Origin of the sequence: Shewanella sp. HL-SH2, assembly GCF_051164935.1 — a bacterium.
Taxonomy (GTDB): Bacteria; Pseudomonadota; Gammaproteobacteria; order Enterobacterales; family Shewanellaceae; genus Shewanella; species Shewanella glacialimarina.
The window spans coordinates 2,489,583-2,506,318 of the sequence record NZ_CP195035.1 but is presented as its reverse complement, the minus strand read 5'-3'; the positions used below and the strand labels follow the sequence as shown (position 1 = coordinate 2,506,318).

General features: G+C 39.6%; 14 protein-coding genes. 8 read left to right on the top strand and 6 right to left on the bottom strand.

Annotated features, from left to right (window positions below):
• Positions 1–157: 157 nt before the first annotated feature.
• Positions 158–1,231 carry a PLP-dependent cysteine synthase family protein gene (locus ACRWP9_RS10835; RefSeq protein WP_434926028.1) on the top strand — a complete coding sequence of 358 codons (1,074 nt, stop codon included), beginning with the start codon at positions 158–160 and terminating at the stop codon, positions 1,229–1,231.
• Positions 1,232–1,273: 42 nt separating this feature from the next.
• On the opposite strand, the gene queE is transcribed toward ACRWP9_RS10835, so the two are convergent.
• Entirely contained in the window at positions 1,274–1,942 is a 669-nt protein-coding gene (gene queE / locus ACRWP9_RS10830; protein WP_434926027.1) for a 7-carboxy-7-deazaguanine synthase QueE, read from the bottom strand.
• 185 nt (positions 1,943–2,127) lie between these two features.
• On the opposite strand from queE, the gene queC reads away from it, so the two are divergent.
• Positions 2,128–2,841 (top strand): 7-cyano-7-deazaguanine synthase QueC, encoded by a 714-nt coding sequence (gene queC / locus ACRWP9_RS10825; RefSeq protein ID WP_434926026.1) that lies wholly within the window; start codon positions 2,128–2,130, stop codon positions 2,839–2,841.
• Positions 2,842–2,849: 8 nt separating this feature from the next.
• On the top strand, positions 2,850–3,473 hold the full coding sequence (gene rrtA, locus ACRWP9_RS10820) for a rhombosortase (RefSeq protein ID WP_434926025.1): 624 nt from the start codon (positions 2,850–2,852) through the stop codon (positions 3,471–3,473).
• Between the two features lie 39 nt (positions 3,474–3,512).
• On the opposite strand, the gene ACRWP9_RS10815 is transcribed toward rrtA, so the two are convergent.
• A complete protein-coding gene (locus tag ACRWP9_RS10815) occupies positions 3,513–4,496 on the bottom strand; it encodes a hypothetical protein (protein ID WP_434926024.1) in 984 nt (327 codons plus the stop codon).
• Positions 4,497–4,721: 225 nt separating this feature from the next.
• Here ACRWP9_RS10815 and trhA point away from each other — a divergent pair, with 225 nt between their 5' ends.
• The 3 genes from trhA (at position 4,722) to ACRWP9_RS10800 (ending at position 6,922) form a co-directional block, all read left to right on the top strand.
• Positions 4,722–5,402: a PAQR family membrane homeostasis protein TrhA gene (trhA, locus tag ACRWP9_RS10810; RefSeq protein WP_434926023.1), complete on the top strand. Its 681-nt coding sequence runs from the start codon at positions 4,722–4,724 to the stop codon at positions 5,400–5,402.
• Between the two features lie 99 nt (positions 5,403–5,501).
• Positions 5,502–5,873, top strand: a complete 372-nt coding sequence (locus ACRWP9_RS10805; protein WP_434926022.1) for an MGMT family protein — start codon at positions 5,502–5,504, stop codon at positions 5,871–5,873.
• A gap of 26 nt (positions 5,874–5,899) precedes the next feature.
• Positions 5,900–6,922 (top strand): DUF3108 domain-containing protein, encoded by a 1,023-nt coding sequence (locus ACRWP9_RS10800; protein WP_434926021.1) that lies wholly within the window; start codon positions 5,900–5,902, stop codon positions 6,920–6,922.
• A gap of 82 nt (positions 6,923–7,004) precedes the next feature.
• Here ACRWP9_RS10800 and ACRWP9_RS10795 read toward each other — a convergent pair whose 3' ends face one another.
• On the bottom strand, positions 7,005–7,793 hold the full coding sequence (locus tag ACRWP9_RS10795) for a class II glutamine amidotransferase (RefSeq protein WP_434926020.1): 789 nt from the start codon (positions 7,791–7,793) through the stop codon (positions 7,005–7,007).
• Between the two features lie 249 nt (positions 7,794–8,042).
• Here ACRWP9_RS10795 and fadE point away from each other — a divergent pair, with 249 nt between their 5' ends.
• Together fadE and ACRWP9_RS10785 are read left to right on the top strand one after the other, a co-directional pair.
• Positions 8,043–10,490 carry an acyl-CoA dehydrogenase FadE gene (gene fadE, locus ACRWP9_RS10790; protein WP_434926019.1) on the top strand — a complete coding sequence of 816 codons (2,448 nt, stop codon included), beginning with the start codon at positions 8,043–8,045 and terminating at the stop codon, positions 10,488–10,490.
• A gap of 69 nt (positions 10,491–10,559) precedes the next feature.
• Positions 10,560–10,991 (top strand): PaaI family thioesterase, encoded by a 432-nt coding sequence (locus ACRWP9_RS10785; RefSeq protein WP_434926018.1) that lies wholly within the window; start codon positions 10,560–10,562, stop codon positions 10,989–10,991.
• A gap of 100 nt (positions 10,992–11,091) precedes the next feature.
• Here the strand turns inward: ACRWP9_RS10785 and ACRWP9_RS10780 are convergent, their stop codons facing one another.
• The 3 genes from ACRWP9_RS10780 to bamC all read right to left on the bottom strand — a co-directional run bounded on the left by ACRWP9_RS10780 (position 11,092) and on the right by bamC (position 16,735).
• A complete protein-coding gene (locus ACRWP9_RS10780) occupies positions 11,092–14,184 on the bottom strand; it encodes an efflux RND transporter permease subunit (RefSeq protein ID WP_434926017.1) in 3,093 nt (1,030 codons plus the stop codon).
• On the bottom strand, positions 14,181–15,263 hold the full coding sequence (locus ACRWP9_RS10775; protein WP_434926016.1) for an efflux RND transporter periplasmic adaptor subunit: 1,083 nt from the start codon (positions 15,261–15,263) through the stop codon (positions 14,181–14,183). Before ACRWP9_RS10775 ends, ACRWP9_RS10780 begins: the two co-directional genes overlap by 4 nt.
• 371 nt (positions 15,264–15,634) lie before the next feature.
• A complete protein-coding gene (bamC, locus tag ACRWP9_RS10770; RefSeq protein WP_434926015.1) occupies positions 15,635–16,735 on the bottom strand; it encodes an outer membrane protein assembly factor BamC in 1,101 nt (366 codons plus the stop codon).
• Position 16,736: the final 1 nt, after the last annotated feature.

Here is a 16,736-nt window from a genome sequence, read left to right as displayed (position 1 = left end):
CTTCATACAATATCCCTCAAAATCTGTAATATATCCTTCATTAGTTAACCACATTCGTATTAATTCTCTCTATTATCTCAACCAGCTTATTTTTGCTAGGTTTAAGACCTTTTTTTCTTTAAGATTAAGTCATTAATAATCACGATGAGAAAATACTATGCCATCGAATTGGGTAAACCAGGCCATTGCTAAGATTGATGCAGACTATCAACGTTCTGCTGATACTCACCTTATAAAACTCGATTTACCACAACTTAATGGTGTTGATATTTATCTTAAAGATGAAAGTACTCATCCTACGGGCAGCCTAAAGCATCGTTTAGCCCGCTCGTTATTTTTATATTCTTTATGCAATGGTTGGATTACACAAACTACCACCATTATTGAATCATCGTCTGGTAGCACTGCGGTGTCTGAAGCGTATTTTGCACGTTTAATTGGTTTGCCTTTTATCGCAGTAATGCCTTCGACTACGGCTAAAAAGAAAATTCAACAAATCGAGTTCTACGGCGGGCAATGTCACTTCGTTGATAATAGTAATCAGATGTATGCTGAGTCTGAACGCCTTGCTATAGAGTTAAATGGCCATTACATGGATCAGTTCACTTTTGCAGAGCGCGCCACAGATTGGCGGGGCAATAACAATATTGCTGACTCAATATTCATTCAAATGCAACGTGAGCCACACCCTATTCCCCACTGGATTGTAATGAGCCCCGGCACAGGTGGCACCTCTGCTACCATTGGGCGTTATATTCGCTATCAGCAGTTATCGACCCAACTGTGTGTGGTAGACCCTGAAAACTCGGTTTTTTATGATTATTTCCACAGTGGTGATAAAACATTAACAGGTCAAAAAGGCAGTAAAATTGAGGGCATTGGACGGCCTAGAGTCGAACCCTCCTTTATTGCTGGTGTTGTTGATGAAATGCATAAAATTCCTGATGGAGCATCCATTGCTACCATGCAATGGTTAGAAACCTTGATAGGCCGAAAAACGGGCGCATCGACAGGAACCAACTTGTATGGTGCATTACTGTTAGCCACGCGAATGCAACAACAAGGACAAGCAGGTTCGATTGTGACATTGATTTGTGATGCGGGGGAAAGATACTTAGATACTTATTATAATCCCCAATGGATTGAGGACAATATTGGTTGCTTTAAACAATTTGAACAGCAACTAAGTGATTTTAACCAAAGTGGATTACTCAGTCCATTGGACTACTAAATCGAGTTGCCCCAACACACATTTTGGGGCAGCCTTTATCGCTTAATCAATATCCAAATACTTATGCATTTGAATCGAGAGACGCCAGTTACGCTCAATACAGACTTTCATCGCCAATGCTGTAGCGCGAGGCTTCTGGCTAATAGGTTGTAAGCAGATAGTTTTACCTTCAATATCAATATCCTTGAGTAAATCATCCAGCTCTTCAATATGTTTATCTGTGGCTATTGGGTGTTTAATTTCATTTGCACGCGTTAAAGCTTGGCTTAACACCTTATATCCACCCTTCATATTGATTTTAGGTGATACTGTTACCCAGGCATCTTGATGACATAGCACCTCAAAAGTGCCCGAAGTCTCAATTTGGACACTATAGCCAGAGTCGATTAATTGGTTGGTCAACTGAGTTAAATCATACAAGCAAGGTTCACCGCCTGTAATCACTACATGTTTTGCACTAAAGCCTTTACGATTAAATGCGGCGATAAGACTGGTACCATCATGGTTAGCCCAGCGACCAATGGTGCCATCAACCGCAATCACTTGTTCAGGCGACACTTTGTTTTCAACCAGTACATCCCAAGTTTGTTTGGTGTCACACCAAGAGCAGCCCACAGGGCAACCTTGTAAACGGACAAAGAGTGCTGGCACACCGGTAAAAGTCCCTTCACCTTGGATAGTTTCAAACACTTCGTTAACTGGATAGCTCATTTGTCACCTGCTTTATTCGTTTGGGCGGCATTTATAGTTTATTTCTACCTCAGTATCAAGGTTAGCAGCATGACAATTGGCATAAATGAGCCATTAACTTTGCTATTGCAGGAAACTGTAAGATAAAATGCTATCAATTAACACATTATCACCCTCTTATACTATTTAGCATTAGGTCATTATTCATGTCTCAAACTTCATTGCCAAGCAAAGCATTAGTCGTATTCAGTGGTGGTCAAGACTCAACCACCTGTCTTATTCAAGCGTTAACTGAATATGATGAAGTACACGGTATTACTTTCGATTATGGCCAGCGCCACAGACAGGAAATTGATGTTGCAAAAGCTCTGGCTAAGCAACTGAATTTAATCAGTCATAAAGTATTAGACACTACACTGCTAAACGAATTGGCCATTTCAGCATTGACCCGTGATTCTATTCCTGTTTCCCACGAATTAATGAATAATGGTTTACCCAATACTTTTGTCCCTGGACGAAATATCTTATTTCTGACTCTTGCGGGCGTATACGCTTACCAACTCGGTTGTGATGCCATTATCACCGGTGTGTGTGAAACTGACTTTTCAGGCTATCCAGATTGTAGAAATGAGTTTGTTAAATCAATGGAGCACACTTTAGCCCTCGGCATGGATAAGCCATTAAAAATCATTACTCCTCTGATGTGGCTTAACAAAGCAGAAACATGGGCTTTAGCAGACAAATATCAGCAATTAGAACTGGTTAAACAACAAACGCTGACCTGCTATAACGGTATAATTGGCGACGGTTGTGGTGATTGCCCGTCGTGTTTATTACGTCAACGCGGCTTAGATGATTATCTGCAAAATCAACAACAAGTCATGTCGTCATTGCACGCTAAAATACAGCCATCGACATAGAGGTGAATATGGGTAAAACAACTTCATCATTAATCAAGCCATATCAATTTACCTTGGTTATCAGTGTCATTTGTATTGTTTTATTTGCCCTAAGTATCACTAACCCCATCATTGTCGATACCAACAGCTTATTCAAATTTCAACATGATGCTATTGCTAATGGACAAATTTGGCGCCTACTTACCGGTAATTTGTTACACACCAACATCTGGCATTTAGTGATGAATTTGGCTGGATTTTGGGTCATTGTTTTTTTACATGAATTACATTACCAAAGACATACAGGTAAATTGACGCTGCTTTTTTTGTGCCTTTGTGTCTTGGAAGGTGTGGGTTTATATTTTTTCTATCCTGAACTCAGAGCCTATGTAGGATTAAGTGGGTTGCTACATGGTTTATTTACTTTTGGCGCGGTAATGGATATTCGCAAAGGTTTACGGTCGGGGTATTTACTACTAATAGGTGTCATTGTAAAGGTAGGTTATGAGCAGTATTTTGGTGCAAGTGCGGGTATCTCTGAATTAATCAATGCCAGGGTAGCGACAGAGTCTCATTTAGTCGGCTTAGTTGCAGGGTTAATATGCGCGATATTCTGGCTGACTGTTGCGAACAAATTTCGTCATAAAAAGTAGCGATTAAAAGTCGTTGTTAAAAACAGTGACTAAAAAAGGTTATTTAATTTTGCTCAGTCGATTACTAATAGCGTTTGTTAAAGCGGTCTTTTGATCATCAACACCACAAAACTCTGCATACCCTAAACCTTCACCATAGGGGTTAACCTGAGTGGCTAGATTGACCACACGATAACAATAGTCACCTTGCTTCACAATTCTATTAGGGCCAAGACGATGATTGTATGTATGGGGTTGACTGGTATCAATTTGGGGGATTAATTCAATAAAGACTAAGTCAGGGTCCATTTCACTCATCGTCCCCCCAGGCTTGTTTGTTAACGCAGACTGATTACCTATTAATGTTTCAAGTTCGTTCATATTCATGTGTTGTAAATACTGGTTTGATGCCTGAGTAATGGCATGGGTTGAAAGTACTCCCACGCTATCACTAACAGCTTCATTACCTGCTTCATTTACAGTTTCATCGTTAATCGCTGAGGTACTATTATTACTGCTGCGATCTGGTTCCCTTGGTGTAATTATATCAGGGGGATCTGCTGGAATCTGTTGTTGAAAATTAGATGCTGATTGGGGTTCTACCACGAGTGTAATGGGTTGTGCCGATGATTTAACCTCCATATTTGTATCCTGTTTATCAACCTCTTGTTGATTAATTTTTTCTTCATTAACTTCTTTTTTATCAGTATCTAGTTTTGATTCACTTTCTAATGGTTTTTCTAATTCACTTGCTTTAACCATAGCTTCATATTGTTCTGTGGTAATAATATAGCTGTTAATTTTGACCGCTTCAGGAGTTATGGTTAAGCTCGACTGATGTTGATCGCTCGCTTGCTGCCAAAACCAGGTGATAACAAAGAAAAAAACAAAATGTATACCAAGTGCAAGAGAAACCGACTTAACTAGCCCTCGCCTATCTTTGATGACCACTGGCTCGCTTTCAAGTTCAGGATCTGGTTCTTGGTCATGGCCAATATTAATGTTAAAACTATCTCTATTTGATGACTTATTTTTTCTATCCATTTTAGTTACTGTCTTTAAAAACATATCCATATATCATTAACTCTGCTGATTTGAATGTAAATCCTTGATAAAGTTCACTAGTCATCTAAAAAATTTTTCCCTGGATACTGAGGTAAACTCAGATTAAAAACTGAGAGTACACGTGTACACTATTTATAGTTTTTACTGACTAGCCCTGTTAGACTGAGCATCATCATTTGACTCTTATATTGAGTAACAAACACCATGCCCGAAAAATCAGACATTCTTACCGCAGAACAAATACTTAATAGTACCGCCGATTATAGCACTAAAGAGGAGTTAGCTAACGGGTTATCTCACGGATTCGGTGTTATTGCGGGTTTAGTGGGTTTGGTATTAATGTTAAGTAATGCCAAAGAAGGCTTGTCTTCAACTCAGCTAGCGGGTGTTATTATTTATGGTGTTAGTATCATAGCCTTATTTTTATCTTCTACCTTATATCACACTAGCCGTACACCTGTATGGCGAAAACGATTTAAAATGGCAGATCACTGCACTATATATACACTCATTGCAGGCACCTACACACCGCTTATGTTGATCGCTTTGCAGGATGATAACGCATTAATCATCTTAACGATTATCTGGAGTATTGCATTCGGTGGCATTATTTTTAAAACCTTGTTTATTGGTCGTTTCAAAGCACTCAGTCTATTTCTATATCTATTAATGGGTTGGCTCTGTGTTACTGTCATGGCAGACCTTATTGCTAATATGACAGAGTTAACATTTAATTTATTGATAATGGGTGGATTATTTTACAGCCTGGGAGTGATATTCTATGCCAATAAGAAAATACCCTATAATCATGCCATTTGGCATATGTTCGTCCTTGGTGGCGCTTGTTCGCATTTCTTATGTGTTTATTTTATGGTCACTATTTAATATATTCATCACCTAAAGATCAATAGAGGCACTTTGCATGCTGTTCAATAGTCATTTTTTCATGCAGAATTATCGGTAAACTAATCCATAGTTAGTTATATGCATCCTGATTATGAACATTCTGATGAGCAAAAATGGCAAGCAAAGGATAAAATTGCTTTTGTCGTTAAGCTAATACCTGAAGGTAAAGTCCTTCCTTATGGCAAAGTGGCTGATCTTGCAGGCTTACCAGGGCGAGCTAGATATGTATCACGCGCACTAAAGCTTGCTCCGTCAACAGCTAACCTACCTTGGCATAGGGTAATTAACGCTGCGGGACGAATTTCGTTTCCGAAAAGCACCCTTTTATTTCAACAGCAAACGGAATTATTGCGATTAGAGAATATTGAAGTGAACAATGGCAAGATTCCATTGTCCAAACATTTATGGCAACCTGATCTAGTAACATTAGTCATGACACTTCCGTTTTAGTCGGCATCTCTTTTAGGATTAAAAACTTGCAAACTACTCTTTTAAAATCACAGTCAACTCATCTACTTCTGTCACCATTAATAGCCTATTTTATGATGGTATCTTTTAGTGCGACCAGTAGTACGCTTAGCGCTGATTTAGTTTCAACACCACAAAATTCAATACAAGATGACACTTCTGTTAAACAGGCTGTTATAAAAAGTACCATTTTATTACCACTAACTCCACATACAGCGCAGTATAAGGCTTATTATGGCAGTATTGAGTTAGGTGATGCTAAATATACTCTGCCAGCTACTGATAGTGGCTATTATAATTATCTATTCGAAAGTGAAGTCGGACTATTAATGTTGTCTGATGAACGTAAACTACAAAGTGATTTCACCCTTGAAAACGGTAAATTAGTGCCTTTTAGGTATGTGCATTACAGAACAGGAACAGGTAGTGATTACACCGAGCAAACCGCTTTTGCTAAATCACAAAATTTTATCCATACCATCTACAAACAAGAAGCCCTAAAATTAGATTATCAAGAGTTAATATTTGACCCACTGATGGTGCAATTACAATTTAGGATGGACGTGATAAGTAATAAAAGACCCCTTAATTATAAGATGGTCAAAGAAAAAGAAGTGGATGAGTACGACTTTAAAATTATTGGTAATGAAACCATTACAGTGGCAGGCGGTACTTTTGAAACCGTAAAGTTTGAAGTTGTTCGCGAGAGCACAAAAAGACGAACATTTTTTTGGATGGCACCTAAACTTGCTTATTTACCGATTAGGCTAAGTCATTTTTCTAAAGGCAGTAAACAACTTGATATTCAACTTGCTCAATATCATTTCGATAAGCCATTAACTGATATTCCGAGTCTTGATATCGATCATGAAAAGCGAATATTCGATGCTTACATGGCAGAAAAGTCATTAATAAAACAAGCTAGTACAGTAGAAAAAGATATATCAGATGATGAAGATTTACCTGAAGTCAGCCATGATGAAATCAGCGAAAAAGAAATGTTAGATATTAAAAAAATGGTGGTTGATTAGCACTATTGATTTTAATAATGCCAGCACTGCTGGCATTTTTTTATCCTCTACTAACTTAATTTAATATTTTTACGACAGTACGTTAAACAGCACTATGCTCGATCCGAATATCACCCAGTCTAAATACTCTCCAGTCACCGGCTGAAAGCACCTGCCATTGTTCATTGTTAGTTAACGGTCTAGTCGCAATCACGGTAACCACATCATTAGGGCTGGTTTCTTTTTGAAAATCAATCACCACATCGGTATCAATAAGGGTAGCTTTACCAAAGGGTGCTCTACGAGTGATGTGACACAAATTATTGGTACAATATGCCATTAAATCAATGCTATCGCTTAAGATCATATTAAATATACCTAGAGTGCGGATCTCATCTGCAAGTTTAGCTATGTACTCAAACACCACATTCATATTTTCTGGTGCAGTGTCGCCAAACTGCTGTACCACTTGCTCAAGTATCCAACAAAATGCCATTTCACTATCCGTATCGCCAACGGGTTGAAAACGACTTGAAATAAATTTTTGCTCATAGTCACTTAGCTGACCATTATGGGCATAGGTCCAATAACGGCCCCATAATTCTCGAGTAAAAGGATGTGTGTTTTCCAGTGACACGCACCCTCTATTAGCTTGTCGAATATGACTCACAACAATTTCACTTTTTATTGGGTATGACTTTATAAGTTGAGCAATATGAGATTGACTGCTTGGAGATGCATCTTTAAATGTTCGACTGCCTTTACCTTCATAAAAGGTAATACCCCAACCATCTACATGCGGTCCAGTTACCCCACCACGTTCTGCTAACCCAGTGAAACTGAATACAATATCAGTGGGGACATTGGCACTCATAGCAAGTAATTCGCACATTTATTAAGCCTTTTTCGTTACTTATTGATCAATTTTCAGCAGTTGAGCATATTGTATCTTTTGTGGTAAATCAGTGAAACAAGATTGACACATAAAAATTTAAACAATTGTTTGAATAATGCTTGTATTCATTGCTACATAAGGTTAAATTTTATGTGGCACAGGTCTGACCACGGTCTATACTTGTGATTAAGATCAATAAAGAATTAGCCATTCACCCTATGAAACTGGCTTTAAGGAGAGAGTAAAGTGACCACCCTATTTTTGATCATCGCGATGATCTGTGTGCTCGGCACAATGTCTTACCTAAGGGTATCGCTTGTCACCACCACGATAGCAGCAGCTGTTGTTTTAGGTGTTGGTAGCGCAATGGACATCGTAGGTACTATTACATGGGCTGTATTCCTTGTAATAGCATTACCTTTTAACATTAAATCATTTAGACAAAATTTTATCAGCCGTCCGCTGCTTAAAGTGTACCGTGGTATCATGCCTGAAATGTCTTCTACTGAAAAAGAAGCAATTGAAGCAGGTACGACCTGGTGGGAAGCGGATTTGTTCGCTGGTAATCCTAACTGGAGTAAACTACACAACTACCCACAATCTCGCCTTACCGCTGACGAACAAGCCTTCCTAGACGGCCCTGTTGAAGAAGTGTGTAAAATGGTTAATCACCACATGGTGTCGCATGAACTGGGTGATTTACCTCAAGATGTGTGGCAATACCTAAAAGACCATGGTTTCTTTGCGATGATCATCAAAAAGAAATATGGCGGTTTAGAATATTCTGCTTATGCTCAATCACAGGTTTTACAAAAGCTTGCTGGTGTTAGCAGTGAACTTGCATCAACTGTCGGTGTACCAAACTCTTTAGGCCCTGGTGAATTGTTACAGCACTATGGCACTGCTGCGCAGCAAGATCATTACCTACCTCGCTTAGCCAAAGGATTAGAAGTCCCTTGTTTCGCATTAACCAGCCCAGAAGCTGGCAGTGATGCAGGCTCAATTCCAGATTTTGGTATTGTCTGTAAAGGCGAATTTGAAGGTGAAGAAGTATTAGGTATGAAGCTAACATGGAACAAGCGTTATATTACGCTTGCACCTGTCGCGACCGTACTTGGTTTAGCTTTTAAGCTACGCGACCCTGATGGATTACTAGGCGACAAAGAAGAGCTAGGTATTACCTGTGCTTTAATCCCAACTAATATCCCAGGTGTAGAAACTGGTCGCCGCCACTTCCCACTTAACTGTATGTTCCAAAACGGTCCTACCCGTGGTGAAGAAGTATTTGTACCATTAAGCTTTATTATTGGTGGACCAGAAATGGCTGGCCAAGGCTGGCGTATGCTGGTTGAGTGTTTATCGGTTGGCCGTGGTATTACCCTGCCATCTAACTCTGCTGGTGGTGTAAAAACGGCTGCAATAGCTACTGGTGCCTACGCACGCATTCGTCGTCAGTTCAAACTACCGATTGGTAAGTTAGAAGGGATTGAAGAACCAATGGCACGTATAGGCGGTAATGCATACTTAATGGATGCAGTCACTAGCTTAACAACCACTGCAATTGATCTAGGTGAAAAACCATCTGTTATATCAGCGATTGTTAAATTTCACCTAACCGACAGAATGCAGAAATGTATTATCGATGCCATGGATATTCACGGCGGTAAAGGTGTATGTTTAGGTCCAAACAACTACTTAGGCCGTGGCTACCAAGCCGCTCCTATCGCTATTACTGTTGAAGGCGCAAATATTTTAACTCGTACTATGATCATTTATGGTCAAGGTGCAATTCGCTGCCATCCTTATGTATTAACAGAAATGGAATCGGCGTTTGATACTGATGCAGCCCGTGGGTTAGCCACCTTTGATGATGCGATATTTGGTCATATTGGTTTTGCTACCTCTAACTTTATTCGCAGTTTCTGGATGGGATTAACGGGTGCTCGTTTCTCTAACGCACCTTACTCAGATAAGACTAAACGTTACTACCAACAGATGAACCGTTTCAGTGCTAACTTAGCGTTATTGTCTGATTTAGCAATGGCGACCTTAGGTGGTAATCTTAAGCGTAAAGAGCGTATTTCAGCTCGTCTAGGTGACTTATTAAGCCAGCTATATCTTGTGTCAGCAACATTGAAACGTTATCAAGATGAAGGCCGTTTAACTGACGATTTACCTTTAGTTCAGTGGGCTGTTGAAGATTCATTGTATAAATTACAAGATTCTTTAGATGACTTACTTAACAACTTCCCTATGGGATTAGGTCATGTATTACGTTGGGTTATTTTCCCATTCGGTCGTCCAGTTAAGCGTCCTACAGATGTAATGGATCATAAAGTCGCTAAGATAATGCAAACACCATGTGCAAGCCGTGACCGTTTAGGTAAAGGTCAGTTCTTTACTAACTGCGAGAACAATCCCGTAGGTATTCAAGAACAAACCTTTATCGATATTCTAGCTTGTGAGCCTTTATACGATAAAGTGTGTAAAGCCGCTGGCAAACGACTCCCTTTCATGTGGCTTGATAAGATTGCTGCTGAAGGTAAAGCACTGGGTGTTCTAAGTGAAGCTGAAATTGCATTATTAGAACGTGCAGAGATTGGTCGCTTGAAATCTATCAACGTTGATGATTTTGATACTGAAGAGCTACGTGCCAATATCAAGTTACCCGCTAAGCAAGAAAAAGCTGCTTAACAGATAAATTAGTAAAAGTAATATTAAGGGTAAAGCCATGCTTTACCCTTTTTTATTGAGGAAATGTCAATGAATATACGTCAAATGACAGGTCTGCAAATTATGCAGGCTATGTTAGCAGGTGAACTCCCTGCCCCTTCAATCACACAAACGATGCCAATGAAGGCTGTCTCAGTTAGCGAAGGAGAAATTACCTTTGAAGCAGCCGCAGATGAAAGACACCTAAACCCTATGGGTGGAGTGCATGGCGGCTTTGCAGCTACAGTACTTGATTCAGCCACTGCCTGTGCAGTTCATTCCGCATTACCAGCTGGCGCTAGCTACGCCACTATCGACTTGAATGTAAAAATGGTTCGGCCTGTACCGAAAAATCAACCGGTATTTGCGATAGGCAAGCTAGTTAACTTAAGCACCAGTTTAGCAATATCCGAAGCAAGGCTAACCGACAAACAGGGTCGATTACTTGCAACTGCAACCGCAAGTTGTATGGTAAGCCGCTAGGATCTGCATATAAAAAAAGAGCCCGTCAAATGACGGGCTCTTTTTTTATCTTAAACAGGATAATAGTGGATTAACAACCCTGTATTATCCAATTATCAGTTTACTCTCGTAACTCTTGTTCTAATTGTTTGGCAACCGTATCTGGAGAGTGACTATTTTTAGCAAACAAATTATAAGCCACAGGCACAACAACCAAGGTAAAAAATGTTGCCAAAGTAATACCAGATAAGACCACAACACCAATTACATAGCGGGTTTCTGAACCAGCACCAACCGCCATCACTAAAGGTAATGCTCCAGCAGCGGTTGTAATACCTGTCATCAAAATAGGCCTTAAACGTTGGGTAGAAGCTTGTAATATTGCTTCGTTAAATTCCACTCCTCTATCTCGCAACTGATTAGCGAACTCAACAATAAGTATGCCGTTTTTAGCAGCTAAACCTACCAGCATGATAATACCAATTTGACTATAAATATTGATACTCTGTCCGGTAAACCATAATCCCAGTAAAGCACCTAAGGTGGCTAATGGCACAGTTAACATGATAATCATTGGATGAATAAAGCTTTCAAACTGAGCCGCTAACACTAAGAATACAATTCCTAAAGCTAGCAAGAAGACAAAATTCATCGAACTGCCTGACTCTTGATAATCTAATGAAGGCCCTTTGTAACTTACCACCGCCTCAGCAGGTAAATAAGTTGAGGTTAAATCGTTTAGATAAGCAAGTGCTTCTCCCAGACTGTAATCTTCGGCTAGGTTAGCCTCAAGAGTAATTGACCTCATACGATTATAACGATTAAGTGAGCTAGCATCAGCAAACTCTTCAATAGTGACCAGGTTAGATAGTGGAATTAATTCATTGGTGCGCGCAGAACGCACATAAAGGTTTTCCATATCACTGGCTGTGCTTTGACTTTCTCGATTACCTTCAATGATGACATCATACTCTTCACCATCACGCATAAAGGTGGTCACAAGTTTTGAACCTAACATGGCTTCAAGTGTGCGGCCAATATGCGAAACAGACACTCCTAAATCGGCTGCTCTAACCCGATCAATGATCACCCGTAACTGAGGTTTTGTCTCTTGGTAGTCATGATCTAAACCAATTAATTTTGGATTATCTTTGGCTTTTTCAAGAATAATATCACGCCATTCTGCTAACTCTTCATAGCTAGGGCCGCCCAGTACAAATTGAACTGGTTTACCGACTCCGCGACCAAATGCCTGTCGCATAATTGGGAACGCACGAATGCCCGCTAAATCTGATAATCGGCTACGAATATCGCCAATAATAGCATTAGCACTTCTACGTTGTCCCCAATCCTCAAGTACGATAATCGCCATACCATTAGAAAAATCTGTTGCGGTGCCAAATCCCCGCGGTGCACGGATAAGCAAACGCTTAATATCACCACTTTCGACTAATGGCATTAAACGCCCTTCAACTTCATCCATATATTCTTCAATATATTCGAAGCTAGCACCTTGAGGCCCATTAACCATTAAGAACATAGAACCACGATCTTCTTGTGGGGCAAATTCCTGAGGCACTTTTTGCAATAAATAACCACTGATAACAAAGGAGATAATTACTAAGGCACTGACTATTAATGGCTTTTTAAATGCCTTAGCAAGGCTAGATTTATACATTGATGATAAGCGATCCATCAATTTATCAATCTGACGCACTAGCCATGAACCTTCGCTGGAAGGTTTTAGCAGCTTAGAACACATCATGGGGCTAAGGGTTAATGCAACGATACTTGAGAAAATAACCGCGGCGCTCATTGTCACGGCAAACTCTTTAAATAACTTACCTAAGTCCCCTTCAAGGAAAGTGATTGGCATAAATACCGCAACCAATACAAGGGTGGTCGCTACAACAGCAAAAGCCACTTCTCGGCTGCCTAAATATGCCGCTTTTAGCGGTGAATCACCCTCCTCAATTCTTCGGTGAATATTTTCTAACATCACAATGGCGTCATCAACCACCATACCAATAGCTAGAATCATCGCTAACAAAGTCAATAAGTTAATTGTGTAATCAAGTGCATATAACACTGTGAATGTGGCGAGTAATGATACCGGAACGGTAATAGCAGGGATCAACATCGCTCTGACACTACCCAAAAACAAATAAATCACAATGATGACTAATATCATCGCGATAAATAAAGTTTGGTAGACCTCATCAATTGAGCGTTCAATAAATACTGAGCTGTCATAGGACCGCTTAATTTCCATACCCGCGGGTAGAGTAGGATTGAGTTGATCAACCAGTGCATTTGCAGCTCGAGCTACTTCTAGGGTATTTGCCGTTGATTGTTTACTGACTCCAAGACCAATCATTGCCTCTGTGTTACCACGGAACACAATCCGCTCTTCTTCACTGCCAATCTCAACTCTAGCAACATCACCTAACTTAACTAAATAGCCATCTTCGCCTTGGGTAAGCACTAAATTAGAAAAGTCTTCTGGGGTACGATAAGCACGCTCTAATCGAACAGTAAAATGACGATCTTCCGATTCTATAGATCCTGCAGGAAACTCCACGTTTTCCGTTCTCAATGCGTTTTCTATATCAGTAACGGTCAAGTTACGTGCCGCTAAAGCTTGGCGGTCTATCCATATGCGCATTGCATACACTTTTCCGCCGCCTAAACGCAGGGTTGACACACCATCAATCACTGAAAACCGATCAACTAGGTACCGATTGGCATAATCTGTCAGCTGCAATATGTCCATTTGATCTGAGACCAAATTAAGCCACATTATCACTTCATCGCTGCCGTTGGCCTTATAAATGGATGGTGCGTCAGCTTCTTCAGGTAATTGATCTAGTAGACCAGATATTCTATCTCGTACATCATTAGTTGCTGCTTCGATATCTCGGTCAATATCAAACTCGATTGTGACACTCGAGCGACCATCAGAGCTGGATGAATTGATGTTGCGAATGCCTTCTACACCACTTATTCTGTCCTCTATCAACTGAGTTATACGGCTTTCAACAACTGAACTGCTTGCCCCGCGATAGCTGGTTTCAACAGATACAATCGGGGGGTCGATGTTAGGATATTCGCGCAAAGGTAATTTATCAAATGACACTAAGCCCAAAACAATCAATAGAATACTGATTACAGAGGCGAAAACAGGACGTTTGACCGATAAATCCGTTAAGATCATGCTGCTGTCTCCGTCGAATTAACATTGACGAAATTAAAGTTTTCAGCTTCCTGTAATGTAACTTTGTCACCTGGACGTACTTTTAAAATACCCCGTATAATAACATGTTGGTTTTCAGCTAATCCTTCAGTAATTTCAACCCAACCCCGCATCCTGACGCCTAATTTCACCTGAATTTGAATCACTTCATCTTGCTCATTGGTGCTATAGACATAATGCTTGTCTTGGATAGGGATAATTGCTGATTCAGGCAGTAACAGTCCTTGACGGCTTTGTTTAATCAATTTCACCTTCATTAACATCCCCGGCAGTAGAGCATAATCATCATTGGATAATACAGCCCTCACCACAACAGCACGGGTATCTGGGTTAACTCGGCTATCAATAGATGTCACTGTCCCTAAAAAGATACGGTCTGGGAAAGCAACCGCTTGTGCTTCTACTTGCTTTCCAGGCTTTAATTCTTGAATAAATCGCTCTGGAATAGAAAAATCGAGTTTAATTTTACTGACATCATCCAGCGTTGTAATTTGCTCGCCGGTTGACACTAAACTACCAAGGCTAACCTGACGTAATCCTAAGCGGCCTGAAAATGGAGCGGTAATTTTTCTATCAATTAATGCGGATGTCGCCAGCTCAATGTCTGCACGAGATAAATCAATTAAACTTTGTAATCTATCACGCTCGAGCTCTGCAATAGTTTTACTGGTAACCAAAGTACTTATCCGGTCAAACTCTCTAAGGTGCTCAGTTAGCTTGACCTTAGCGACGTTAACTTTAGCTTGTTGCTCAGCATCTTGAAGCTGGATCAATAAGTCGTTTTTCTTGACTAAATCTCCATCTTCAAAATTTACACTTGTGACCACTTCAGTAATTTTTGAGGTCACAATTATCGATTCAAATGCTTTACCAGTTCCTATTGCCTCCACTTCATCGCGAATCGCCATCATTTTAGTAGTAGCAAATACCACATTGGGAATAGGTTTTTCGTGCTGAACTTTATTTTGTTTAGGCTGCATGTCTTGGTAGCCATATGCTGCAATGCCAACAACTGCGATTATTAATATTATTTTTTTCATCAGTTAACCATTCTTTATCGGGATATTGTAATCATGCAACGAACTAACACTGGATAATATTTTATACTGTGTCAGATAAGTGTTTAGTGAAGTAATAGTGCAAACTAGTAAAAATAGATCACTCATCATTGCAATTATTTAATTAATTTTTCAGATATAAGTTTTTACAAAAACTCAATGAGGTAAATTACTTGATGTTGATTCTACTCAGTCAGTTATTAGCTGCAAGGCGTTTTACCTTTCCTTACAAATTAGACACATTAGAAACATTTAGTAAATTAGTTTTCTGGCTAACGTTAAAAGTTTGAATCCAAAAAAAGAGATGCCCGTAGGCATCTCTTTTTCAAATGAAAGTAATTAAATAATAGTTATTAGAGCACTTTACGCTGTTCTTTCATCGCTTGATAAAGACGTTTATAAACTTCTGCAATAGCTTCGTTTTTAAGCGGTTCATCAGTTATATCATGGAATAGAATTTTAGTTTCATCTTTGTTATCAGTAGTACGCAGCAACAGTCGATAACTACCTTTCTCAAGTGTTAATTTCTCCTCGCCCCATAATGAGCTCCAAAAACCACCACTTTCTTCTAAGTTAAGATAAAATAGACCTTTACTGGTATCCATATCGATAACATCTAAGCCTAATTCAGGTAATACGATACGTAGGCGATCCCATGTTTTGCTAAAGCTAGCTTTTGCAAGCCAATATGATTCAGCATCTGCTCCTGGTTCAACAAGATCAATATCTATCCCTAAGCTTTGCTCAATACGTGCAGCTTTAAGCGCACGCTCACGCTCAACAGCCATATACGATACTGTGTTATTAAGCATATCAATGGTATAACGACGTTTATCATCACCGGTCAAGAATATATCTTGCAGGTCTTCATCGTAATACTCTTCATGCTCGACTAGGCTAATAGCAACATCACCCGTTCTACCATGTGGTTTAACATTGATATCAAACTGATAACGTTGGCGCAGTAAATACACTTTATCATTACCAAACCAACTTGTTTCTAACACGTCCTGGCTTTCTATCCAGTCTGTCTCAACAACACCAGTTTCAAAATTATCCGTACGTTTAGCAATGTTATTCTTAGCTAAATAGCTATTGATAACATTAAATATTTCTTGCTTTAAGTCGGTTGAATTATCAACGGATTCAATAATAATTTTTATATTATTGCTACTTTCTTCAACATGAGTACCCTCTGCCATTGCAATAATTTGCAATGGTGGACGAATATCTAATCGCTTGCCAACAATAGTCGTATCAACTTTGTTACTGACATTTGGAATATCGAACTCTTTGCTGTAGTTAGGTTGTTTTAATCCAGATGGAATCTTCAATAAAGCGACCGACTGAGTTTGAACATACTCTTCATTACCATTAGCCTGGCGACGATCTATAGGCGTACTACAGGCTGCAAGCGTGGTTATCAGTAATAGAGGGGTGACTTTTTTAAACATG